Origin of the sequence: Nitrospira sp. (genome assembly GCA_024998565.1) — a bacterium.
In the GTDB taxonomy this organism is placed as follows: domain Bacteria; phylum Nitrospirota; class Nitrospiria; order Nitrospirales; family Nitrospiraceae; genus Nitrospira_A.
Genome location: JACOEM010000006.1, coordinates 1 through 23,972, shown reverse-complemented (window position 1 = coordinate 23,972; position 23,972 = coordinate 1). Strand labels below are relative to the sequence as shown.

General features: G+C 57.5%; 28 protein-coding genes. 16 read left to right on the top strand and 12 right to left on the bottom strand.

Annotated elements, in window-relative coordinates:
* The first annotated feature begins 65 nt into the window (after positions 1-65).
* Positions 66-764 carry an FAD-dependent oxidoreductase gene (locus H8K11_10970; GenBank protein ID MCS6264268.1) on the top strand — a complete coding sequence of 233 codons (699 nt, stop codon included), beginning with the start codon at positions 66-68 and terminating at the stop codon, positions 762-764.
* A 36-nt stretch (positions 765-800) separates the two neighbouring features.
* Here the strand turns inward: H8K11_10970 and H8K11_10965 are convergent, their stop codons facing one another.
* Positions 801-1,217: a 2Fe-2S iron-sulfur cluster binding domain-containing protein gene (locus tag H8K11_10965; protein MCS6264267.1), complete on the bottom strand. Its 417-nt coding sequence runs from the start codon at positions 1,215-1,217 to the stop codon at positions 801-803.
* Between the two features lie 205 nt (positions 1,218-1,422).
* Here H8K11_10965 and H8K11_10960 point away from each other — a divergent pair, with 205 nt between their 5' ends.
* From H8K11_10960 to iscX, 7 genes are read left to right on the top strand one after another with little or no spacing between them, the layout of a single operon-like run.
* Entirely contained in the window at positions 1,423-1,902 is a 480-nt protein-coding gene (locus tag H8K11_10960) for an Rrf2 family transcriptional regulator (GenBank protein MCS6264266.1), read from the top strand.
* Positions 1,899-3,116: an IscS subfamily cysteine desulfurase gene (locus tag H8K11_10955; GenBank protein ID MCS6264265.1), complete on the top strand. Its 1,218-nt coding sequence runs from the start codon at positions 1,899-1,901 to the stop codon at positions 3,114-3,116. Before H8K11_10960 ends, H8K11_10955 begins: the two co-directional genes overlap by 4 nt.
* 47 nt (positions 3,117-3,163) lie before the next feature.
* Positions 3,164-3,547: a Fe-S cluster assembly scaffold IscU gene (gene iscU / locus H8K11_10950; protein ID MCS6264264.1), complete on the top strand. Its 384-nt coding sequence runs from the start codon at positions 3,164-3,166 to the stop codon at positions 3,545-3,547.
* A 20-nt stretch (positions 3,548-3,567) separates the two neighbouring features.
* Positions 3,568-3,927: an iron-sulfur cluster assembly accessory protein gene (locus H8K11_10945; protein ID MCS6264263.1), complete on the top strand. Its 360-nt coding sequence runs from the start codon at positions 3,568-3,570 to the stop codon at positions 3,925-3,927.
* 14 nt (positions 3,928-3,941) lie between these two features.
* Entirely contained in the window at positions 3,942-4,658 is a 717-nt protein-coding gene (hscB, locus tag H8K11_10940) for a Fe-S protein assembly co-chaperone HscB (protein MCS6264262.1), read from the top strand.
* A 5-nt stretch (positions 4,659-4,663) separates the two neighbouring features.
* Positions 4,664-6,490 (top strand): molecular chaperone DnaK, encoded by a 1,827-nt coding sequence (gene dnaK / locus H8K11_10935; protein ID MCS6264261.1) that lies wholly within the window; start codon positions 4,664-4,666, stop codon positions 6,488-6,490.
* Positions 6,491-6,505: 15 nt separating this feature from the next.
* Positions 6,506-6,718, top strand: coding sequence for a Fe-S cluster assembly protein IscX (gene iscX, locus H8K11_10930; GenBank protein MCS6264260.1), 213 nt, complete (start codon positions 6,506-6,508; stop codon positions 6,716-6,718).
* Positions 6,719-6,852: 134 nt separating this feature from the next.
* On the opposite strand, the gene H8K11_10925 is transcribed toward iscX, so the two are convergent.
* Positions 6,853-9,246, bottom strand: coding sequence for a PBP1A family penicillin-binding protein (locus tag H8K11_10925; GenBank protein MCS6264259.1), 2,394 nt, complete (start codon positions 9,244-9,246; stop codon positions 6,853-6,855).
* Positions 9,247-9,470: 224 nt separating this feature from the next.
* Between H8K11_10925 and typA the strand changes: the two genes are divergently transcribed.
* The 5 genes from typA (at position 9,471) to H8K11_10900 (ending at position 14,235) form a co-directional block, all read left to right on the top strand.
* Complete coding sequence (typA, locus tag H8K11_10920; GenBank protein ID MCS6264258.1) at positions 9,471-11,354, top strand: translational GTPase TypA; 1,884 nt, start codon at positions 9,471-9,473, stop codon at positions 11,352-11,354.
* A gap of 36 nt (positions 11,355-11,390) precedes the next feature.
* Positions 11,391-12,146, top strand: a complete 756-nt coding sequence (locus tag H8K11_10915; GenBank protein ID MCS6264257.1) for a hypothetical protein — start codon at positions 11,391-11,393, stop codon at positions 12,144-12,146.
* 170 nt (positions 12,147-12,316) lie between these two features.
* Positions 12,317-12,778 carry a redoxin domain-containing protein gene (locus tag H8K11_10910; protein MCS6264256.1) on the top strand — a complete coding sequence of 154 codons (462 nt, stop codon included), beginning with the start codon at positions 12,317-12,319 and terminating at the stop codon, positions 12,776-12,778.
* Positions 12,779-12,855: 77 nt separating this feature from the next.
* The gene (locus H8K11_10905) at positions 12,856-13,188 is read left to right on the top strand and encodes a thioredoxin family protein (protein MCS6264255.1); all 333 of its coding nucleotides are present in this window, start codon (positions 12,856-12,858) and stop codon (positions 13,186-13,188) included.
* Positions 13,189-13,542: 354 nt separating this feature from the next.
* Complete coding sequence (locus tag H8K11_10900) at positions 13,543-14,235, top strand: formylglycine-generating enzyme family protein (GenBank protein ID MCS6264254.1); 693 nt, start codon at positions 13,543-13,545, stop codon at positions 14,233-14,235.
* On the opposite strand, the gene H8K11_10895 is transcribed toward H8K11_10900, so the two are convergent.
* The 9 genes from H8K11_10895 to H8K11_10855 all read right to left on the bottom strand — a co-directional run bounded on the left by H8K11_10895 (position 14,232) and on the right by H8K11_10855 (position 21,575).
* Positions 14,232-14,984: an OmpA family protein gene (locus tag H8K11_10895; protein ID MCS6264253.1), complete on the bottom strand. Its 753-nt coding sequence runs from the start codon at positions 14,982-14,984 to the stop codon at positions 14,232-14,234. The genes H8K11_10900 and H8K11_10895 overlap by 4 nt on opposite strands.
* 1 nt (position 14,985) lies before the next feature.
* Positions 14,986-16,230 carry a hypothetical protein gene (locus H8K11_10890; GenBank protein MCS6264252.1) on the bottom strand — a complete coding sequence of 415 codons (1,245 nt, stop codon included), beginning with the start codon at positions 16,228-16,230 and terminating at the stop codon, positions 14,986-14,988.
* Between the two features lie 272 nt (positions 16,231-16,502).
* Positions 16,503-17,255: a 6-carboxytetrahydropterin synthase gene (locus H8K11_10885; GenBank protein ID MCS6264251.1), complete on the bottom strand. Its 753-nt coding sequence runs from the start codon at positions 17,253-17,255 to the stop codon at positions 16,503-16,505.
* 73 nt (positions 17,256-17,328) lie between these two features.
* Positions 17,329-17,919, bottom strand: coding sequence for a DUF3501 family protein (locus tag H8K11_10880; protein MCS6264250.1), 591 nt, complete (start codon positions 17,917-17,919; stop codon positions 17,329-17,331).
* 52 nt (positions 17,920-17,971) lie between these two features.
* Positions 17,972-19,258, bottom strand: a complete 1,287-nt coding sequence (locus tag H8K11_10875) for a Fe-S oxidoreductase (protein ID MCS6264249.1) — start codon at positions 19,256-19,258, stop codon at positions 17,972-17,974.
* 109 nt (positions 19,259-19,367) lie between these two features.
* Positions 19,368-19,796, bottom strand: coding sequence for a rubrerythrin (locus tag H8K11_10870; protein MCS6264248.1), 429 nt, complete (start codon positions 19,794-19,796; stop codon positions 19,368-19,370).
* A gap of 36 nt (positions 19,797-19,832) precedes the next feature.
* Positions 19,833-20,285, bottom strand: coding sequence for a transcriptional repressor (locus tag H8K11_10865; GenBank protein MCS6264247.1), 453 nt, complete (start codon positions 20,283-20,285; stop codon positions 19,833-19,835).
* A gap of 229 nt (positions 20,286-20,514) precedes the next feature.
* Positions 20,515-21,072, bottom strand: a complete 558-nt coding sequence (gene rfbC / locus H8K11_10860; GenBank protein ID MCS6264246.1) for a dTDP-4-dehydrorhamnose 3,5-epimerase — start codon at positions 21,070-21,072, stop codon at positions 20,515-20,517.
* A 131-nt stretch (positions 21,073-21,203) separates the two neighbouring features.
* On the bottom strand, positions 21,204-21,575 hold the full coding sequence (locus H8K11_10855) for a hypothetical protein (protein ID MCS6264245.1): 372 nt from the start codon (positions 21,573-21,575) through the stop codon (positions 21,204-21,206).
* Between the two features lie 134 nt (positions 21,576-21,709).
* Between H8K11_10855 and H8K11_10850 the strand changes: the two genes are divergently transcribed.
* Positions 21,710-21,982, top strand: a complete 273-nt coding sequence (locus H8K11_10850) for a MoaD/ThiS family protein (protein ID MCS6264244.1) — start codon at positions 21,710-21,712, stop codon at positions 21,980-21,982.
* A 115-nt stretch (positions 21,983-22,097) separates the two neighbouring features.
* On the opposite strand, the gene H8K11_10845 is transcribed toward H8K11_10850, so the two are convergent.
* Complete coding sequence (locus tag H8K11_10845) at positions 22,098-22,385, bottom strand: HU family DNA-binding protein (GenBank protein MCS6264243.1); 288 nt, start codon at positions 22,383-22,385, stop codon at positions 22,098-22,100.
* Between the two features lie 296 nt (positions 22,386-22,681).
* Here H8K11_10845 and H8K11_10840 point away from each other — a divergent pair, with 296 nt between their 5' ends.
* Complete coding sequence (locus tag H8K11_10840) at positions 22,682-23,239, top strand: hypothetical protein (GenBank protein MCS6264242.1); 558 nt, start codon at positions 22,682-22,684, stop codon at positions 23,237-23,239.
* A 5-nt stretch (positions 23,240-23,244) separates the two neighbouring features.
* Complete coding sequence (locus tag H8K11_10835) at positions 23,245-23,874, top strand: YkgJ family cysteine cluster protein (protein ID MCS6264241.1); 630 nt, start codon at positions 23,245-23,247, stop codon at positions 23,872-23,874.
* The last annotated feature ends 98 nt before the right edge of the window (positions 23,875-23,972 follow it).

Sequence of the window (23,972 nt, the reverse complement as noted above, 5' to 3'; positions counted from 1 at the left end):
GGCATTGGAATGATGTACAGAACTGGCCTGTTCCATTCTGAATCCGTTTTTGTTAAGAACAGACCATGGCCGAACCGACTCAGATTGCCGAAATCGTCTCGCTCACAACCCTGACTCCGCACACGACGGAACTCGTGCTTCGCCCGATCGAGCACCCGCTTTCCTTCAAGCCCGGACAGTGGATCTCGCTTCAATTGCCCGTGGGAGACCATCCGCCGTTGAATCGTGCCTACTCTTTGGCGGAACCGCCGTCGACCGCCGGCCACCTCACGCTGGTCTTTGACCATGTCCCGGGCGGGAAAGGATCCGGCTATCTCTCGTCACTCAAGCCGGGTGATCGCATTCCCCTGTCAGGCCCTTATGGCCACTTTGTGCTGCCCGACTCGGCACCTCAGCACTTGCTGTTGATCGGACGCTACTCAGGGCTTGTCCCACTGCGCTGTATGCTCCGCTCACTGGCTGGCCAGGGGTCGCTCCCTTCGAGCACGCTGATCGCCCAGGCGCCCACCCCTGCCGAACAGCTCTATCATGAGGAGTTCATGGCCCTGGCGGCAAACCAATCCAATTTCCGGTATCTCCCGTTTGTCAGCGATGCCCCCGAGAGCCCTAGCGAGACTGTGGATGCGATCAAACAAATCGCGGGAAACGGTCGGCAGGTGACCCCCATGATTGCCGGGGTCAAGGCATTTGCACGCCCGTTACGGGCGCTTCTGATGGAACTGGGGTTCGATCGGCGGGAAGTGAAGCTGGAAACGTACGACTGATACGAGCGTTACAGGGCCTGTACTCCGTTCTTGCCGTCAGTGCCCCTCTTTCGCCAGATTCTTGTTGATGGCAGGGATCTCTACCACGACTTCCACCGTTCCATTCGGCACACATTGGCAACCGAGTCGAGAATGCAACGTCGTGACGGGCGCTTCGTCTAACTGGTCGAACTCGTCATCCGTCCCCTCGTTACACGTCTCCAGGCCTTTTTTCACCATGACATGGCAGGTGGAGCAGGCGCAGACGCCGCCGCACACATGCTCCAGGTCGATCCCATTGCCCATCGCAATGTCGAGAATGCTTCCCGGCAAGCCCGTTGGACCGTAGGGAATCTTGTCCGGTTGTACCTCAACCTTCTTTTCCGTCTTGTCGGGGAAAATGAAGGTCACGGTATAAGATTTTTGCGGCAGCTCTACATCTGCCTTTTCAATGTAGGGATTTGTCCCACCCATGTTGCTTAGCCCCTTTTGTCATGCATGTGGTGCAATGTATCGTGCGGCGCCTGTATCACCCGCCCCAAGCCTCCAAGGACCGACATTCTTACTTCTACGCCCCTCTGCTCGCTTGACAGGCCCGAAGACCACATGATACTTTTTGTACGACTTATTTGATCGGAGATCATTATAGTCTCCGACTTGAAGGATCGGCAATAGGCCCATGCTGAAATTATCGAAAAAAGCTGACTACGGGTTGATGGCACTCCAGCACATCGCCTCCAACCAATACGGCGATGTCGCCCAAGCTCGGGTAGTAAACACAAAGGAAATCGCCGAGGAATATCACATTCCGGTCGAATTACTTGCCAAAGTTCTCCAAACCCTCTCCAAGAGCGGAATTATTGAGAGTCATAACGGCCCCAAGGGCGGCTATCTGCTCGGCAAGAATCCGCGTGAGATCACGATTGCCCACGTACTCGAAAGCCTGGAAGGTCCACTCGGCATCATGGACTGTTCACACGAAAAAGACGGCGATGCCTGCATGCAGCGCGAGCACTGTAACATTCGGACCCCGTTGCTGAAAATCCAGAGCAGTATTTATCAGCTTCTCAACAATATGACCTTGCAAGATATGATGGGGGGCACCCCACTCATCACCATTCAATCCGTCGCGACGGAACAACAAGGAGTCGAGCGATGAAGTTCCCGATCTACCTGGATAACCATTCGACCACCCCGATGGATCCACGGGTGCTGGAATCGATGCTGCCCTATTTTACGGAAAAATTCGGGAACGCCGCCAGTCGCAACCACGCCTTCGGATGGGATGCCGAAGAGGGTGTCGAAGCCGCGCGAAAACAGATCGCCAAGCTCATCCATGCGGATGCCAAGGAAATTGTCTTCACCAGCGGCGCCACCGAATCGAACAATCTCGCGCTCAAAGGCGTCGTCGAGATGTATCACGAAAAGGGCGACCACATTATTACGTCGTCCACCGAACATCGCGCGGTGTTGGACACGGCCAAAACCCTTGAAGCCAAACGCGGGGTCAAGGTCACCTATCTGCCGGTCGATAAGTTCGGCATGGTGAATCCGGAAGACGTGCGGAACGCCATCACCGACAAGACCATCTTGATCTCCGTCATGTTCGCCAATAACGAAATCGGCACCATCAACCCGGTCAAAGCAATCGGGAAGATCGCGAAGGAAAAGGGCATTCTGTTTCATTGCGACGCGACTCAAGGCGTCGGTAAAGTCCCGATCGATGTCCAGGACATGGGAATCGACCTGATGTCGTTCAGCGCGCACAAAATCTATGGCCCCAAGGGCGTCGGCGCCTTGTACGTCAGAAAAAAGAATCCCCGGGTCCGCATTGCGGCTCAAATGGATGGAGGCGGACATGAGCGCGGCATGCGTTCCGGCACCCTGCCTGTGCCGTTGATTGTAGGCTTCGGAAAAGCCTGTGAATTGTGCGAGCAGGAAATGGCCGCTGATGCCGCACGACTCTCCGTCATGCGGGACCGGCTGCATGCCACCATCACCAAGGCGCTGGAAGACGTGTATTTGAACGGCCACCCGACAGAACGTCTCCCTCACAATCTCAATATCTCGTTTGCCTACGTCGAAGGCGAATCGCTACTGATGGGCTGCAAAGAAATCGCCCTGTCTTCCGGTTCAGCCTGCACATCGGCGACCCTGGAGCCCTCGTATGTGTTACGTGCCTTAGGGGTGGGAGCAGAACTCGCGCACTCCTCCATTCGATTCGGCCTGGGACGCTTCACGCTCGATGAAGAAGTTGACTACGCTGGAAAGAGAATTATCGAGACCGTGACCAAGCTGCGGGAAATGTCGCCATTGTATGAAATGGCCAAAGAAGGTATCGATCTGAAGTCCGTGCAATGGGCAGCCCATTAACCTGAATCATTACGTACGTTTGTAAGCGATAAATTTCGGAGGACACCATGGCCTATAGCGAAAAAGTCGTCGATCACTTCAACAACCCCCGTAACATGGGCAGTTTCAAGAAAGAAGAAGACGGGGTCGGTACCGGCATCGTTGGGGCACCGGAATGCGGCGATGTCATGAAACTCCAGATCAAAGTTGAAAACGACACGATCGTGGACGCCAAGTTCAAGACCTTCGGTTGCGGCTCCGCCATCGCCAGTTCCAGCCTGGCCACTGAGTGGCTCAAGGGCAAAACGGTGGAGGAAGCCGGCAAGATCAAGAACACCGATATCGTGCAGGAGTTGAATCTGCCCCCCGTCAAGATTCACTGTTCCGTGCTGGCTGAAGATGCCATCAAAGCAGCCCTCGCCGATTACCAAAAGAAAGCCGACTCGAAGTAACCGACAGGAAGGAGCGCACTATGGACGTCACCACGAATGCCGATGCTCAAGCCCCGGTCATTACTCTGAGCGATGCCGCACTCAAGGAAGTGAAGCGCCTCATCAATGTCCAAGGCATCGAAGAAGGCGGCCTCCGCCTGGGCGTCAAGGGAGGCGGTTGCTCCGGCCTGAGCTACACCATCAATTTCGACGAAAAGATCGGCCAGTACGATCAAGTGTACGAATTCGACGGCGTCAAGGTCATTGTGGATGCCAAGAGCGCCATCTACCTGCAGGGCACCCAGCTTGATTTTCAGAAGGACCTGATGGGCGGAAACTTCAAATTCGTGAACCCCAACGCCAACAAGACGTGCGGCTGCGGGGAATCCTTTTCGGCCTGAGCGAGCGACAGCCCATGAGCGGACATATTCATAACACCGATGATCGACGCGAGCTGCAGATGGCTCGCAGCATGTGCTGGCATTGCCAGTCCGAAATGGCCGGGGAATATTTTTGCGACCGTTGCGTGAAAGTCCAACCGGTCTCGAAAGACCTGGACTATTTCACCTGCTTCGGGCTGCCCCGACGCCTCACCCTCGATCCACAGACACTGGAAACCAAGTTCTACGAGTTAAGCCGCGCGTTCCATCCTGACTTCTATCAGAACAAAAGCGATGAGGAACAGACCATCAGCCTCGGCAACTCGGCCATGCTGAACACCGCGTATCGCACCTTGCGAGACCCGATTCAGCGAGCTGAATACCTATTGGACCTCGAAGCCGGTTCGGTGAAAGATATCCGGACGACACCGCCGGCCGATCTGTTTGAAGAGATTCTCGAGTTGCAGGACACGCTCGATGAGTTCCGCGCCAGTGATCGCGCCTCCGAAAGTGCGTCCACCCTCCGCACGAAACTCCACGCTGATCGCGCCACACTTGAGCAACGGCAACGGGATATGGAAGCCCAGCTGCTGCAGCTGTTCAGCCGGTGGGATGCGCTGCAGGATCGCGGCGAGGCCACCGAACAAGCACGAGCCGAGCGTGGCCGCATTCTAAAGGAGATGCGGGACATCCTGTCCAACCGTACCTACGTCAAGAACATCGTCAACGATCTTGTCGCAACGATCGCCTAAGAATTATGTCACGCATTGTCGGCATTGACCTCGGCACTACCAATTCGCTTGTCGCCTACATGGATCACGGCACGCCGCGCGTCATCGCAGCCCGCCATGAACGCGCAATGGTCCCTTCTGTCGTCGCGCTGACGGATAACGGACTGATTGTCGGTGATCCGGCAAAAGAACATCTCACGAGAAACCCCGAGCGTACGGTCTATTCGGTCAAACGGTTCATGGGCAAGAGCCTGGCTGACGTCCAAGGCGAGCTAGCCTACTTTCCTTACACGCTCACGGAAAAAGGCGGCGTCATCCGGATCCAACTGGGGGAGAAGTCCTACTCACCGCCGCAAATCTCGGCCATGATCCTGAAGGAACTCAAGCTCCGGGCGGAAGCTTTTCTCGGCGAAAGCATCACCAAAGCTGTCATCACCGTGCCGGCCTATTTCAACGACAGCCAGCGTCAGGCGACCAAAGATGCGGGCATGATTGCCGGACTTGAGGTCTTGCGCATCATCAATGAGCCGACGGCTGCTTCGCTGGCGTATGGACTGCAAGAAAAGACACAGGGCACCATCGCCGTCTACGATCTGGGCGGAGGCACATTCGATATCTCGATCCTCAAGTTGAAAAATGGAATCTTCGAAGTGCTCGCCACAAACGGCGATACCCACCTAGGAGGCGACGATTTCGACCAGCTGATTGCCGATCTGTTCCTCACTGAGATCCGCACGCAATACGGGCTCGACCTCAGTACTCATCCCGACCATATGCAGGCGGTCCGTCTGGAAGCCGAGCGCGCAAAGATCCGTCTTTCGGACGAACTCAAGACGACCGCCAGTCTCGATCTACCTGACGGAAAAGGCCGATTCACCCGTGAACTCACGCGCGATCAGCTTGATGGTCTCTGCACCGCGTTGGTTGAGCGCACGCTGGGTCCCTGCCGGCTGGCTTTGAAAGATTCCGGTCTAGCGCCCGGCGACGTCGATGAAGTCGTCCTCGTCGGCGGTTCGACACGCATGCCGCTGGTTCGCCAACGAGTGCAAGCCCTGTTCGGGAAGCAACCGCACTGCGAGCTGAATCCGGACGAAGTGGTCGCGCTCGGCGCGGCGGTGCAGGCAGATATTCTGAGCGGCGGCACAACGGATATGTTGCTATTGGATGTGACACCCCTGTCATTGGGTATCGAAACAATGGGCGGGGTCATGAGTAGTCTGATCAGGCGAAACACCACCATCCCCGCCAGCGCCAAGGAAATGTTCACCACCTACGTGGACGGTCAAACCGGGGTGGACATCCATATTCTCCAGGGCGAACGAGAGCTGGCAAAGGATAACCGCAGCCTGGCACGTTTCCGTCTCAAGGTACCGCCATTGCCCGCAGGAGTTCCACGCATTGAAGTGACCTTCTTGATCGATGCCAATGGCATTCTGAATGTCATGGCCAAGGACATGCGGACCGGTGAGACTCAATCGATCGAGGTTAAACCGTCGTACGGGTTATCGGATCAAGAAGTAGAACGAATGATCGAAGATTCGTTCAAGTTTGCCGCGGACGACGTCAGTGCGCGAAAGCTGATCGAGGCCCGACTCGATGCAGGAGCCCTGATCACTACGACCGAAAAATCGTTGGTCGATGGCGGGCATCTCGTCGCTTCAGGGGAAGTCGAAGCCATACGCACGGCCCTCTCGGCATTGTCGACGGCCAAGGATGGAAACGATCCTCGTGCCATCCGTGCGCGCATGGCTGACATTGAGCAGGCAGCCAAAGGGCTCACCGTGGCCATGCTGGACGATTCCCTGAAACAAGGGCTCCAAGGCAAAAAAGTCTCTGACGTGACGCAATCCTGAACTCGAGGAGCTGCAATGGATTTGAAGTGGAGTGACACTGAAGAACTCGCCATCCGTTTGGTGGAGGCCCGCCCGACCACCGATCCCCTCACCGTCCGCTTCACCGACATGCATGCGTGGATCGTCGCCCTCCCCGAATTCAAGGACGACCCGAAGAAGTCGAACGAAAAAACCCTTGAATCCATTCAAATGGCCTGGCACGAAGAATATCAGGACTCCCAATCCTGATCGGCCAGCCGAACGTCCTTCACCACACAACACATCTCACAGCCAGGCCGGCGCCGGCGTCATGACCATCGTAGTGTGGTGCTGTGCCCGGATGGGCGGAGAAAATTTAGGTGGGAAACCTGGTCGGCGTCGGGCTACGGCTCGACAGGAGCCGGTGGGGCACTGTCCTGCAGCTGGTCCAGCTTATAGAACTCGGTGGGATCGATCTTGGATCCCGCACTCTTGGTTGGCTCAGTGCCTTTCGTAAAGAGTTCCACGGTGCCATGCTGCTCGTCCTGATCAGTGAGGAGCGCCGTCGTGGGATCCACCTTCACGAACATCACCCCGTCGGGAATTTCAAACGGCACAACCGGCAGTTGCTTGAGCGCATCTTTCATGAACGCGATCCAAATCGGCAAGGCCGCATGCGCCCCGGATTCGGTTTCACCCAAGGGACGCCGATCATCGAAGCCCACCCAAGCCCCGGTCGCGAGATTGGGCGTCGAACCGATGAACCAAGCATCGGTGAAGTCATTGGTCGTCCCGGTTTTCCCCGCCACCGGCCGGTCAATGACAGCCTTGGCCGCCATGCCTGTTCCGCGTTGAATGACATCTTCCATCATATTCGTAATGAGGTATGCTGTTTCGCGGGACACCACCTGACGCGGCTGAATGGCCGCCTGATCCAACGTGCGACCGCCACTGTCCTGCACGCTTGCCACTGCATAAGGCTCCACCCGCATGCCCTGATTGGCAAACACACCGTACACTGACACTAACTCCGTTAACCCCACGCCGGACGAACCCAACGCCAGCGAAAGATCGGCGGCCAGCGGACTCACAATACCGACCGTCCGCGAGAAATCGATCACGTTCCGAATGCCTACTTTATCCAGGAGCCGCACGGTGGCGAGATTGTGAGAATGAATCAGCGCCTCCCGCAAACTCACAATGCCGTGGAACCGCTTGCCGTAGTTTTCAGGCTTCCAGGTTTTGTCTTCTTCCTCCTGTTCGTACACCACCGGGGCATCGAGCACTACCGTAGCCGGACTCATACCTTGGTTCATCGCCGTGGCATAGATGATCGGCTTGAACGAGGACCCGGGCTGACGGCGCGCGAGCACCGCACGATTGTATTCACTGCGCGCAAAATCATACCCGCCGACCATCGCGCGGATGGCGCCCGTTTTGGGATCGATCGCAACCAGAGCGCCTTCAACCAGCGGGGTCTGCTCCAAGCGCAGATGCACAATCTCCTTCTCAAGCTTCTTCACCCCGACCTCAATCACATCACCCAGCGCCAGCAGCTGCTTGATATTCTTGACCGGAACGGCATCCTTCGTGGGATCCTTGCCTTTGAGATACTTGGTTGCCCAGGCCATGTCGTCGAAGGCCAGCCGACCGGTGGTCCCGCCGATTTGGACCAGTACGTGGTCCTTGGCGATCTTCGTCACCACCCCTTCCATCATATCCCCCTCTGCAAGCTTCACCGAGGGATCGGGTGCCGGCACCTCCAGGGTCGCCAGATCGACGGTACGGAGCGGGCCACGCCAGCCCTGGCGCTTATCGACCTCGCGGAGTCCGTTGAACACAGCCGTTTCAGCCGCTTTCTGCATGTCGGCATTCAGCGTGGTGAACACTTCCAGTCCGCCCTTGTACACCATCGCTTCACCGAACTTAGCCACCAACAATTGCCGGATATACTCCACGAAATAGGGGCCGAGATGTTCGCTGCCAGGACGGCGGAAGTTCAGCTTTTCGGCTACGGCTTGTTCGCGATCGGCAACACTGATGAAGCCCGCCTCGGCCATCCGGCTCAACACATGCTCCTGCCGCTTCTTGGCCCGGTCATAGGCCTTGAAAGGCGAATAGTGGCTGGGGGATTTGGGAAGGCCGGCGAGAAACGCCGATTCAGCCAGCGTGAGCTTTGACAGTTCTTTCCCGAAATAGGTCTGACTGGCCGCCGCCACGCCGTAGGCGCCCTGGCCGAAATAGATCTGGTTCAAATACATCTCCAGAATCTGTTCCTTCGTCAGCACCAACTCCATCTTGTAGGCCAGGATGAGTTCACGAACTTTTCGATCGAACGTCCGTTCTGCCGAAAGAAACAAGGAACGAGCCAGCTGCTGAGTGATGGTGCTGGCGCCTTCGACTTTCCGGCCGCCGTGGCGAATATTGGTCCAGGCCGCCCGCAGAATGCCGACGATGTCTAGGCCCGGGTGCTCAAAAAATCTCGTATCTTCAGTCGCGATGACGGCTTGAGTCAGACTCTTGGGCATCTCCTGAATGGGCTTGAGGAACCGTCGCTCGATGAAAAACTGGCCGATCACTTGCCGGTCGTCGGAGTAGACGCGCGTCACCAGACTCGGCTGATAGTTCTGCAAGGGATCCAGCGAGGGCAGGTCTTGAGAGAAATACCAGAGAATGCCGGCCGCCCCGCTGCCACCGAGCACAATGGCCAACAGCAGGCCGATGACGGCAATCTTCCACCATCGCCAGCGACGGCGAGGCTTCTCCGGCTTATCGAGTAAGTGATCGAGTTCGGACATGAAGTTGGATGGTTGCGAGGAGAAGGGGTCAACCCGCGACAACTCCACCATACAATGCACACCCGACAAACTCAAGCAAGGTTCGAATCATCGTCCCAAGAAGTTTCCGCTGAACATTCGACAATCAGCTTGCGGGAAGACATTTGAATCGGGTATAGTCCATAGGCTTAGACGCCTTCATAGGAAGGCGTCTTTTTTTTGGCACTTTCACGGCATTGGAGATTATGAACAGCTCAGCGCCCTCATCCACCACATCGGGTCTGCACGCGCCGCAAGGTCGTCGGACCGACATCCGCAACATTGCCATCATCGCGCACGTCGACCACGGGAAAACGACTCTCGTCGACGCCGTGCTGCGCCAGACCCACGTGCATCGCAAAATCGATGACATGGGTGAGCGCATCATGGACTCAATGGATCAGGAACGCGAGCGCGGGATCACGATCCGAGCCAAGAACGCCAGCGTGACCTATAAAGGTGTGAAGATTAACATCGTCGACACGCCGGGCCACGCGGACTTCGGGGGCGAAGTGGAGCGGACGCTCCGCATGGTGGATGGCGTACTGATCCTCGTCGATGCCAAAGAAGGCCCCATGCCGCAGACCACGTTCGTCTTGCGCAAAGCGTTGGCCCTCGGACATAAAGCCATCGTCGTCATCAACAAGATCGATCGCCCCGATGCCGTCATCGACGATGTCGTCAATCGCACCTTCGATCTCTTCGTGCATCTCGGAGCCACCGACGAACAGCTGGACTTTCCTATCGTCTACACCTCTGCCATCAAGGGGGTCGCGACCCTCGACCTGAAACAGCCAGGGACGGAAATCTCTCCGCTCCTGGAGACAATTCTCGACAAGATTCCGGCACCGGCCATCAACGCGGATGCCCCGTTCCAGCTCCTCGTGCTGGCCCTCGCCCAGGATTCCTATAAAGGGAAAATGGGCATCGGAAAAATTCAATCCGGCTCCATCGCCCGCCGCCAAAACGTGGTCACTCTGACCAAGGACGGCGGCCAGGTCCCGGGCAAGATCTCCGACCTTGCGGTATTTTCAGGCCTTGAGCGCACCGATGTCGAAACGGCTGAAGCGGGCGAAATTGTCGCCCTCTCCGGCCTGGAAGAAGTGAACATCGGTGACACGATTGCCGATCCGACCAATCCGGTCGCGCTCCCGCGCGTGACGATCGACGAACCGACCGTGCAGATGACGTTTTCGGTGAACAACAGTCCATTCGCCGGTCGTGACGGGAAATACCTGACCTCGCGCCACCTGCGTGAACGGTTGTTCAAGGAGCTGGAAACCAACGTCTCCCTGCGCGTGCAGGAAACCGACAGCGCCGACCGATTCCTCGTCGCCGGTCGCGGCGAACTCCATCTCGGCGTGCTGATCGAACAGATGCGTCGTGAAGGGTATGAGCTGCAGATCTCTCAGCCAGAGGTCATCCTGCACCGAGAAGGTGATACGGTCACGGAACCCTTTGAAGAGCTGACCATTCAGGTTCCTTCCGAATATCAGGGGCCGGTGATTGAAGAAATCGGCAAACGACGCGGCGAACTCCGCCACATGAAGCTCGTGCATTCCGAAGGCACCGCCAGCGAAATGCACATTGAGTATCACATCCCGACGCGCGGCATTATCGGCCTGAAGAACATCCTGCTGGCAAAGACCCGCGGCACCATCATTCTGCACCATGTATTCTCCGGATATGCCCCGGCGGATGAAAAGGCGCTTCTCGTCGCACCTCATGGGTCGCTGGTGGCCTTCGAAGCCGGAACCAGCACGGCCTATGCGCTCTTCATGACTCAAGAACGCGGCGAGTTGTTTATCGGCGCTACGGTCGAAGTCTACCAGGGCATGGTCGTCGGCCAGAACAGCCGAGACGAAGACCTGGACGTAAACGTGTGCAAGCAGAAACAACTGAGCAACATGCGTGCAGCCGGTACGGACGAGGCCTTGGTACTCACCCCACCGCGTGAAATGTCATTGGAATTCGCGATGGAATACATCGGTCAGGATGAGTTAGTCGAAGTGACGCCGAAATATCTCCGCCTCCGCAAGCGGCTGCTGAATCCGGACGACCGCCGCAAAGCGAAGAAAAGCTCCAAATAACTCGGCAGGCGCCCAGCGCCTTGCTGAGCGGCCGGCATGAAGATTCGGAAAAAAGCCTCGAAGCCTGCGCCCGCGAAGCCTCCACTCTACCTGGTCGGCTATCGCGGGGCGCCGCCGTCTCTCGACGAACTGAAAATCTGGTATGACCTCCAGTACGGGGGGCCGCTGATCTGCCTCGAGCATGACGCAGGAGGCCGCGTGACTGCCAACCACGGTCCATGGCAGGCGCACCTCCTGACCAGCATTCCCCCATCCGAGGCCGCACAGTGGCAGCCCGTCTTATCCTGGGACCACCGGCAACTCGGAGCCGTCTCACCAGCCGCCGCCGCCCCAAGTACCATTGCAGATACGGTGCTCGTCGCTGCCCGCCTCGCCCGCGGCCTGACACTGCTCACCCAGGGGACAGCGTTCGATGTTCTATGCCACGAGTACCTGAATCCGTCGGATTGGAATGATCGACCGTTGAATGTCTTTGTACCCCGCGACCATGTCACCGTCCAACAGAGCGAGAGTACCGATGAATCATCCGACTGGTTCCATACATTGGGATTGAACAAGTTCGGCATGGACGAACTGGAAGTGATTCAGCCCCGAGGCCTTCCGGACGCCGAGACCATCGCCATCCTGAAGTCCGCGGCCGACAGAGTCTTACGGTCCGGACAGAATCAAAAAGTCGGAAGCTCGTTGGACCTTCCGGCCGTCGCCCACACCATTCGATTCATCAAACATCGCACCGCAGCGCCGACTGGTCGCATGATGGCATTCCGACAAATCACCACCGACATCCTCTGATTCGCCGAATTAAAAAGTCCGCAAAATCTCGCAAAATCAATTCATTGTGACTCCCCCTACTCTCCCCTAGGCCTTCTGGCCCCGTTGACAAGGTTTTTCCAGGCGTGGTACCACGAAAGAGTTTTGCGTAGTGCTGTGGGTCTAACCTAGGAGGATTCTCAATGAGTGATGTGGCTGCAGAAATTAAGGTCGGCGATACCGCGCCGGATTTTACATTAAAAGATCAGGACCAGAAGGACGTGAAGTTGAGCGATTTCAGAGGGAAGAGCAATGTCGTCCTCGCGTTCTACCCGCTCGACTGGAGCCCGGTCTGTCAGGGCGAGAACAAGTGCCTGACCGATGACTTCCCGAAGTTCCAGAGCGCCCACGCCGAACTGTTCGGCATCAGCTGCGACAGCTTCTTCTCCCACAAAGCCTGGGCGGATTCGCTGGACCTCAAGCACCGCCTCCTCTCCGACTTCAATCGCGAAGTCGTCAAGAAGTACGGACTGTATTTTGAGCCGCTGAATTGCGGGAAGCGCGCAACGGTCATCGTCGACAAGAACGGCAAGGTCGCCTACGTAAAAGTTCAGGAAATCAAGGTCGCGCGTGAAGATAAGGACATTCTCGCCGCCCTCGCAAAGCTGAGCTAAGCGCCACGAGGGACCGAGGGGGGAGGGGTCACCATGACGCCCGCCCCTCGGTCATCCCTCGTAGTTGAGGAGAGACCATGACCGGCACAGTTCAGGACGTCCGAGACGAGAATTACAAAGAATTCACCGAGAGTGCAGGTGCGGTGGTCGCCTACGGCTTGGCGACCTGCGAACCGTGCAAGCAATACGATCCCATCCTGGAAGAAACCGCTGCAAAGTTCCCCACGATCAAGATCGGCAAGGCCAAGATGCACGTGCCGGGCCGATGCCGCGAGATCAAGAAAGCGCATACGTTTGAGACCTACCCCACCACACACTTCTTCGCAGGGGGCAAACTGCTGCTGACTCGTGAAGGGGTGGTCGAACCGGCCGAGCTGGCGGCATTAATCTCCGACCATCTACTGAAGTAACAGCCGCCATCTCCGATAGCCCTCACCGCATCCACTGAAGCCCTGCGACAATTTATCCGTCGCTAAGGGCCCTCCCGACACAGTACTCCCTCACACTTTTTCGCACGAACGGGATACAATGTCGGGGTGAGACCAGAACTACCGACCGTCTCGCGATCGATCATCCACGGAACAATGCGACCATTCGTACCGTTCACCTGTGCCATCGCGCTACTTTCTTGTCTCCCATTCGCAGGGGCTGCTGAAGCGAAGGACATCTCGCCACACCCGTCACATTCAATCGTAGGCAACCCTTCAAACCCCGCCTCCGTCGAACTTCGCGCCAAGTTCACCGGCACGCCACGTGGTGCGCCAATGGCGCTCGTCCCTGCCGGGGAATTTGCCATGGGCAGCGACCGCGGTCAGGAGGACGAACAGCCGGTCCATCGCGTTTCGGTCAACACCTTTTATCTTGATGTGTACGAAACCACCGTCTCTCATTATGCCGAGTTCCTGGCCTCCCAGAGACCGGACGCACCGTTCAAGTGGAATGAGGCGGCCGCCGGCGCTCACGACAAGAGGCCTGTGGTCGGCGTCAATTGGTACGATGCGCGTGACTATTGCCGATGGGCGGGGAAACGATTGCCGACAGAGGCGGAGTGGGAGATCGCAGCTCGCGGCACAGAGGGACGGATCTACCCATGGGGAAGTACGCACCCGACCAAAGGACATGCGAATGCAGGTGAGACCAGATGGCGAGGATACGACAGCCTGAGCAATGTTGGACGGTTCGAACTGGGCAAAACCCCGGAGGGGGTGTATGACCTGGCGGGGAATCTCTGGGAATGGGTCGCCGACTGGTATGATCCGACCTACTACCAATTCAGCGCACGAGACAATCCGAAAGGACCTTCCACGGGGCCACTTCGGGCATTGCGCGGAGGCGCCTGGAACAACGATTCCAAGGCCATCAGGTCGTCAAATCGCGCCGGATATGCGCCAGATGCGCGACGGAATGATGTCGGATTTCGTTGCGCGCAGGACGGGCCGTCCTCGGAACGGCGTTAGAACAGGCGGGAGCTGAAGTTCGGCTCTTCAATCGTCCGCAAGGCTTGTTTCATCTCACTCTGCTGAGCCGTGGGCCGTAGACGGATTTTAAATACCACCCGCCGGCTCTTATCTCGATCAAGGCCACGCGACTCATCCATGACGAGATCTTGCCGACCTCGCCCACTGGCAGACGTCTTTTCGTGGAAGCAGCGATAGGCCCAGGGCGCCGAGTCCCGGATGACCTCCAGCCCTTTCACCATCACATTCAACGAACGCTCCTGGCTCAACTTCAGGTTGTAGATGTCCGTACCGCGATCATCGGTATGCCCTTCAATCACCAGCGAATCGATTTGATCCCGCATAGCACCGCAGAGCAACGTCGCATAGGTCGGCATCGCATCCGCAAGGAATCGGTCCGCCGCCGACGAGAGTGCGCCCTTGCCGAACTCAAAGTTTAACAACGCTTCCGGCACGACGATCCGCACCACATTAGGGTCACTGGGATCGGCATCCAAGGAAAGGTCGAAGCGTTGGAAATGGTCGCGCAGCAGCCCCTTGATATCATCCGTCGTCGCCCGGGCCGCCTTCCGCTCCGGCGCCGAAGTGGGGACCGGCATCTTTGCCTGTGATTCCGTTTCGGAGATTTTGGTGACATAGGCGCTGAACAGGAGGATAAAAATGACGGCGAGTGACGTCATCAAATCCGTGATGCCGATGGTGAGGGTCGAAGACTGTTCCTGCGAATCCGGCGAGGAGTTGGTGCGCATATCAGGCCGCTCCCTTCATTGAGGCGCCCTGACGCCAATTCGCAAACCACCGCAACCCGCTCATGCTGTCATCAGGGCTGGGCTTCTCTGCCAATTCTGACGGCAGCGTGTCCTCAAAGAACGTCGATTCAAACTCACTCTCGCTCGGTTCCGCTTCTGGCTCCATTTTGGGGTCGCGCTTGAGTTCCTCGACCGAGCGGGCAAGCGTGTGAATGGCCTGGTTCAATTCCTGAATCGGAGCCGCCATCGTCTGCTGTATCACCCGCGATAACTCCTCCGCCAAACGATCCGGTGCAGCGAACCGTCCACCCGTTTCCCGCCTGCTCAACACCTCCACGGCCTCCCTCAGCGCCGTCACGGTGGGACTCAAGCGATCACTGAGAGTCCCCACGAGGCGATCGCCAAGATCAACGGGCACCGCACCCACTGCGGCGGGCGTGTGTGATGCCCCCGCCCCGGGGGTGAAGTTCTCCAACATCTGCTCCATGGTTCTGCGCGGGAACAGTTCATCGACCATGGCAACAAACTGCTGCTGAGTGGTGCCCAACCGATGCAAGGCAGACTTCTCCAGCAGCACAAAGAGGTTGGCGCAGAGCAATCCGACAATCGACGTCAAAAATTTCCCGGCCAATCCGTTGATCAGCCCTTGAATACCCACGATATGCGATCCATCCGCATGAAGCTTGCTTAAGCCGATGAGAATCGCAAGAAACGTGAGCAGCAGTCCCCCTCCTGTAATCAGCGACGGAAACTGATGGTAAAAAGCGAGATTCAATCGGTTACTCAACAGATCACGAGGGAAAAATTCCGCCGCCGTGCGGGTCGCAAACACTTTCGGCTCGATGAACCAAGCCGTACGCTCCACAATAAAGGTCTTGCGAAAATGCAGCCAGGCCTGTTCAAGGCGAGGCTCCCGGCGCATGGCCTTGTCGAGCGTGTGAAGATCATCCAAATCGACCCGCTCCGATTGGCTGCCGGACCGATTAGCCGGTTTCTTCCCATCGTTCAAGCTGGGGACCGTCAGCCACTCTGATTGCAGACTCTTGCGGCCGGCAGTAAGACTCGTCAAGGTCGGCCATACGCGGGTGTAGCACCCCTGCACGCTGGAGATGGCCGCCGTCAGCCGACCCGCATGCCACAGAAACAGCGCGACCAATCCGACCGAGCCGAGCCAACTCAGCATGGGACTGTGGAGTTGACCGAAGAGCGCCACGTCTTGGCCGAAGAATTCCCAGATGGACATCATAACGTCAGTACCTCCCGATCGACCCGAGCAGAACGACCCAGCACCCATCCATAGATACAACTTTATATACAAATTTCGGGCCACAGATACCGGGATGAAGAACGGCTTGAAACCTAGTGAATGTGCGAATGCGAGGAGCACTCGACGCAGACCACCCGGCAAGAACTGCCGAACGGAGGAATTTTGTGCAGCTTCTGTCGTGCCTCGGCTGGTTGGCCCTTGCAGGCACAACGCTCAGCCACGTTGCGGGGAGTCGAGAGAAGACGAATGAATCAGCCGGCGTATTCGTAGAAGAGATCGCGAGTTTGGACGAGCTTGACGAGTTGAAGCGTTCCAGCTGGAATGGCCGAAACGATACGATCCCACACCGCCTTGGCCAGATATTCGCCAGTGACTGAGGGCGTCGCCAACACCATGCGCAGATCCCGCCCGTCGAACGGGACCAGTACGCGTTCTTTCAGCAAGTGATCCAACGCAACAATATCCGTAACCATGCCGGTCTCACGATCGATCGGTCCATGCACCGACACGAACAGATCCCAGGTATGTCCACGATGGCCGTCATGCACGGCGGTAAACGAATACCTCCTCGTCACCGAGGCCACCTCCAGCCCGGCCTCTGCCGTGAGGTCGGCACAGAGATCTTCATCCTCGTACAACGACAGCCGTTGGAGGGTACCGATATCCGGCTGCGCTTGAAGCTTGTCCCACAGGACACGCGCGACGTTTTCGGAGGTTGGAATTTGGCGCTCAAAATAGGGCAGGTCGAGATTGAGGTGCTTGTGATCGAACTCCTCCAACACTTGCAACAACACGCGTTTCAAATCAAAGAGGTTCACGACCATGCCGGTCCGCTGATCGACCTCTCCCGCCACCGTCACTTCCAGCATGTAGTTATGGCCATGCCCGGGATCGTTATTACAGGCGCCGAACGTGGCGCGGTTCTTCGCAGCATCCCACTCCGGCTTGTGGTACCGGTGGGACGCGCAGAACTCAATGCGTTTGTTGAGGAGAACTGAGGCCATAGGAACCGATTCTCGTTTGACAGCGTTCAGTCACGATTATTGTGGGTGCGCATCGCGCACACATCCATGAACATTACCCGACCATGCTCAAATCCTCAAGCCATTCCTGTCGCATCACCCATGGCACCTCGGCTTCGGCCTCATACCCGGCATGACGAACTGTCAGCGCCACCCGCGCAGCCTGATTACCGATGGCCGTTACCATCGCAGGGGTCGGACGAAAGCGGACGAAATGAACCGCGCTGATCTTCGTGTCATGGCTATGGCCGCCCTCGAATTCGCCATAGACCACGTCCCCCCCGGCCCGGAGACCGACCTTCTGGCCTCGATCCAGGCCCATAAACAAATCGAGCCACTGCTTCATTGTGTCGGGATCCGTGAGTTCGATCAGGAGGGTCGCACTCAATTCACCCGTGGCCGGGAGAAGCGCATTATACACATCCAGTTCTTCCTGGACCTTTTGCGGGTCGAAGATCCGCTCGACGCGAATCATTTCCTGGATCTGGAAACGCAGAGTTTCCCGATTCTCGAAGACCAGCGTGATCTTCTCGCCAAGACCGATCCGCCGACGCCGTTTGAGCTCGATGATGGCCTGACGATACGTTTCGCGCTGCCGCTCATACTCATCGTGAGGAATCAGGTCCTGCTGTGTGAGTGCTTCCATAATCTAGTCCGGGGTGAGAAGACATCTCCTGCCGCGAGCAGGAGGCCAACCCTCAGGAGGCACGCGGGTCCCTGGGCAATCCATAGGCGTCGCGCACAATCTGGATGGGATGCTGCGAGGATTTCCCTCCTGCGTGGGCTCCGGCCCCGGCCTGATCAAGCTGAAGCCCTGCCAATGGACAGTCGGACGCCACCACATCGGCCGGCGCCTGCTCGACCACACGCACGGCTTTTTGCGCGATCTTCATGGAGAGGGGGAAAAATTCGACCTTGGCCGACCAGGAACCGTCGTGCCCGGAGCATTTCTCTATGACCTCGACCTTCGCCCCGGCGCATTCCATGAGTTCCTTCGATTTGAAACCGATATTTTGATCCCGAAGATGACAGGGCACCTGGTAGGCCACACGGCCAGGCTTCTGTGTGAAATCCATAGCCAAGCCGCCCTCACGCTTTATCTTCATCAGGTACTCACTGATGTCGTACGTATGCTCGGCCACCCGTTTCGCATCGTCTCCGGCCACCAAACTGAGATACTCCCGCTTTACCATGAGACTGCAACTGGGGGTGGGAATGACGACATCATAGCCCTGATCCACCCATGATTTCAGCGAGGCGATCGTACGCCCGGCCGCTGCCGCCATTGCCACCGTATCGCCAATATCGAATGACGGCATTCCGCAACAGGACTGGTCCGGCAGTGCCACTTCGACCCCATTTTTTTCGAGCACCTGCACCGTCGCTTTGCCCACATCGGTGGCCTGGTAATTGACCAAGCAACCGGCAAACAATGCCGCTTTCTTTCCGCTGCTTACCTTGCGGCTTGTAGATCGACGAGCCCACCAGCGCACAAATGTTTCACGCTGATAGTGCAACACCTGCCTGTCACGGTGAACACCCAGCACCGTCTGCAGAATACCTCGTAGCCACCTCTGCCCCAGCCCCCAGTTGACCAGCGGCGCAAAGGCGCTGTTCACTCGCCCCAGCAGATCGGTCCGCGTTAATAGCCAATCCCGCCATCGGGTGCCGCGTTCCGTCGCCAGCCGCTTCTTCCAGACCGCCATTAAGAGCGGAAAGTCGATGCCATATTGATGGGGCGGCGTGTACGGACAATGGTTGAAGCAGAGCTTGCAGTAATAACATTCGTCGACGACGCGATGATGGTCCGTCGCGGTAAATTTCGCCACATCGCTCTCGTACTCATCGATTCGATCCAGCAACGTATTGAATGAGGGGCAGAGATTGAAACACCGGCGGCAGCCGTCGCACACATCGTAGATCCGCAGGGTTTCCTTTTCCAGGTCCTTGGGATCGATCGGATTGATGAGGTTGAATTGGTTCATAGGCGCGGTGCCATCATGCAGGCAGTCATCAGCAACCAGCGATCAGCGGAGGAGATCACCTCGCTCCCTCGCTGATCGCCGATATTCAACGACCGACGTCGAACAGGTCTTAGCCTTGCTTCAAGCTATCCAGGCCTTTGGTAAACCGATTGGCATGGGACCGCTCCGCTTTGGCCAGGGTCTCGAACCACTCCGCCAATTCAGAGAAGCCTTCATCGCGTGCGGTCTTGGCCATACCCGGATACATCTGCGTGTATTCGTAGGTTTCCCCCTCAATCGCGGACTTCAGGTTAGCTTCGGTGTTCCCGATCGGCACACCCGTGGCGGGATCGCCCACTTCTTTCAGAAAATCCAGATGACCGAACGCATGGCCGGTTTCCGCTTCGGACGTATCCCGGAACAGCCCGCCCACATCGGGATAGCCTTCAATGTCGGCACGGCGCGCGAAATAGAGATAACGCCGGTTGGCTTGTGATTCCCCGGCAAACGCGTGCTTGAGATTCTCGTGACTCTTCGTACCCTTCAAACTGTTTCCCATACTCTCCTCCTTCGGTAAAGTGGCGACTCCTTACTCCTACCCGCGGCGCCCCATCGCGCCAGGACCTGCCTGCTGACAGTCCGCACAATATCCGTGAAACTCCACTCGATGCCCGAGCACATGAAATCCCCTGGCCTGCCGACTCGGAATGGCCAGCTGGTTCAACCCATCGTCCATCACATCCACAATCCTGCCGCATGCCAGACAGACCAGATGATGATGCACCGTCACATTCCCGTCGAACCGTGCCACCTCATGACCGACGTTTACTTCCTGCACCAAACCGGCTTGGCGCAACACCCCCAGCGTGTAATACACCGTATTGCGTGACATCATCGGATGCTGACACCTCACCGTCCGGTAGAGGTCCTCGGCAGTGGGATGGCTGGTAGTTTCCGCCAATGCCGCATAGATGGCCGCCCGCTGGCGAGTCACACGCACTGCGTGCCGACGAAACCGCGCCTCAATCTCCTGTGGATCCAGCTTCATGATATCGCTCACTAGACAGGAATGATTCCTACATAGCATGCAGGCCCATCGTACAGCAAGACTGGATCGGCCTCAGTGAGCGGAAGGAAGGCCGCTAAATGCCAGAGCGCATCATGACGGACGACAAGCTAGACGAGGGACAGGGGCAGCCTCAAACAACGCGTTGCCGAAGGCTTGCCTGATGGAAAGAGTGTGAGGCTTCCGAACCGGCCAATAGAAGGGTCGAGGGCTAACGGCTTTCATAACGAGGCAATTCCGTCATCATGTCGGCCAGACACTTATACGCGTGATCCTTCACTGACAGCAGCGGGGTCTTTACAGGCCAGGCAATGGCGAGAGCCGGATCATTCCATAGGATGCCCCGTTCATCCGGCGGCGAATAGACATCCGTACACTTATACAGAAACCCTGCGTCCTCGCTGAGCACACAAAAGCCATGGGCAAAACCGGGAGGAATATACAACTGCCGCATATTGCTATCGGACAGCTCGACTCCATACCACTGCCCGAAGGTCGGCGACCCCTGCCGAATATCGACCGCCACATCGTAAACCGTTCCCTTGACGACCGTGACCAATTTCCCTTGCGGCCGAGATAGCTGATAGTGGAGCCCACGCAACGTGCCACGAACGGACCAGGAAAAGTTGTCCTGCACAAACGGTTTGTCGATTCCGGCCGCGGCGTAGCGTGATTCGCGAAAGATCTCGACGAATTTCCCCCGGGCATCGCCGAACACATCAGGCTCGATCTGAAAGAGGCCCTTGAGTGACGTGGGCGTAATCTGCATGACACCTCCTGAATCGCATTGGAGAAAACGGATGGCATCATACCTCGTTCGCTCTCAGGCGGAAAGCGGGCCCTCCACCTCTCCAACCTGATGTTGAATGAACGAAGCCAATAAAGAACCGAGAAGGGTAGCTAGTTTCGGTCTGAGGGATCAGCAGTCGGAGGCGGATCGGGATAGAGCTTCTGCAATCGATCAATCAACGGCTCTGCAGCAGGACTACTCGGCCGGGTTGGATCGCTGGGAGCGTGATCCCAGGTCAGCGTGGAAATCCCCGCTTCTGCGAAGAGCTGACGAATGGTGGCCACAATGGCATCCAGCGTAAGCTCCGTGCCGAATCGCAAGTCTAGCACACGCTCCCGAGGGTTGGTCGGTGGGGGATCGGTGCTGACGAGCGCCCAACAAGCGTCGAACACTCTGCGCCGAAGTTCCTCCGGGACGTTCAGAGTTTTAAGACCGGACGTGCACAAGGCCGACACCACCAAAGCAAACTGGAGGTCCGGCATTCCTGGTCGCTGGATATTCAGGGATTGCATGGTGATAATATTAGTCGCAGCCGACTGGGGGAGTCAATTTGGGCCGCTCGGCGGCACGGCACAACGAAACACTTCGGCAGATCGACTGGGAGGACACAGGTCGCATGATTACGATTACGCTGATGGGGCAACTTCAAACCACGGATGGAGAGCGAGACCTCGCATGTGAGCTCCCCACCCCTGTGACAGTTCGGCAGGTTATTCAGCGGCAGGGACGCGGGCTTCGTCACATGCTTCAGCTGTTGCGGGAGAAAAAAGTCCTGGTCACTATCAACAAACGCATCGCCAGCGAAGATTCTCTGGTGCAAGATGGCGATGCGGTGCGCTTCGTGGGACATGACGGCGCAGGTGGAAGCGGACTCGCCCCGTCTTTTTAGCATCTGCCACGTGCTCACTGGCACGCCGCTACCTATGGCCGCTGCAAAAACACAAAGGCCGGTGCTCTCAATGACGGAGCACCGGCCCTTCAGTCTAATAGAGGAACGAGGCTGACTACTTCTTTCCGAGGATCGAATCTTTGGCCATCTTCGCGACTCGGAACTTCACCACTCGCTTGGCCGGAATCTTGATCGGCTCACCCGTTTGCGGGTTCCGACCCATGCGGGCCTTCCGATTGGCCAGCACCAACTTTCCGATTCCCGGTACTACGAAGGCATTCTTCGCTTCACGATAGGCGAGAGCGGCAAAATCGTCCAGGAACTGGACAGCCGTCTTCTTGGTAATCCCCGCCTTTCCGGCAAGATGGTCAGCAATCTGCGATTTCGTCATCGACTTGGCCATGCGTTCCTCCCTTTGAACAACGAATGAAAGTGAACTGACTTGTGCGGTCTGCGATCTATAAACTCGTACGTACAGAGGTGGAGCCGGAAATCTGCGAGTGTCCTGCAGAATCAGTCCGAAAACAGGGCGAGAGTGTATCCAAAGCCATGGGGGCTGTCAAGAGCCGCAAAGCGGAGCACGCGCATCCAGAGAGGCGACCAGCCTGCTCGATGCTCTTGCGCGCCGCGTGAGCCACAGAGTACAGTACGAAGGCAGGTTGCTGTCTATTGCATCACTCAGGATCACGAGGCGTCGCCATGGCTAAAGAACTTCCCATTCTTCCCTCTAACGCTCAACCGGCCGAGGGCGCCGCAACCGAAGCGGTCATTTACTCACGAGTCTTCTGCAAAAATGACAATGCTCCACCGCTTCGCCTGTTGATGGAATTCCTCAAGTCGCGTGGACAACTTCCCATCCTCCCCCCCGACATGAGCGATGCCATGCTGGACGAGTGGGCATGGGTGCAGGTCGTTTTGGGTTATGCGCGCGAGCGTAAGCCGATTCACGTGTTTTGCGTGCGCGACCGGGGCAGCTATCAGGATTTGTTCGAACAGGAACAGAAACAATTTCTGGAGCATCTCTCCTCACACGACAGCCTCGAGGCCAGTCTGGCCCAAGAACACGTCACCCGCGCGCGATTCATCCTCACGACGCGCATGGTCGAAGCCGACGTCACCGACGAGGGCTATGATTTCAACGGATGGATTCTGGAATTTTTCCAGGAACACTGTAACGGCATCGTGCAGATCGATCAGCAAGGATTCTTCTCCCCCAAAGGAGAACTCATCGTGGATCTCTCTCTTCCCGAGGAATAGGCACCATGGGGACCACGGCGTCCTCCCCTCACCCCTTACCCCTCTTCCAGCAAGCCGAAGACTGGTTCCAGCGCGCACGAGCCTCACTCCTGGGGCAGATCCCCTGCGGGCGCGGCTGCTGCGAATGCTGTACCGGCATCTTTCCAATTACACGCCTCGACGCCCTCGAAATACAACGGGGCATTGATGAATTACCGCCCGCTCTCGCGCATGCCATCGTCACGCGGGCCAGAACCCAGATCACCGCTATGGAAACGGCCTACCCAAGGTTGAAATCGACACCGAGCCTTGACGAGTGGGCAGATGACACCGTCGATGAGATGGCCGAACGATTCGCCCACCTTCCCTGCCCCGCCCTGGAGGCCGACGGAACTTGCAGTATCTACTCCCACAGACCCATCACATGCCGCACGATGGGCATTCCCGGCGAATCGGACGGGATAGTCCATGGTGCTTGTGCCGTCCAAACCGCCGTGCCCATTGTCCGGCTCTCAGCCACCCTTCGACGCGACGCCGACCGCCTGGCTGAACACGAGGCACTCTCTTTGTCCATCCTGCGCCGCCCTCAATCTTCAGGCGACGACGAAATCCTCCTGCCCTATGGATTCGTGCCAAATGGTGATCCAACTCCCTAGACAGCAACAGAAACGCTATGCTAATGTGTCGGATCTGATCGACGGGAGCGCCTGTAGCTCAGCTGGATAGAGCATCAGCCTCCGGAGCTGAGGGCCAC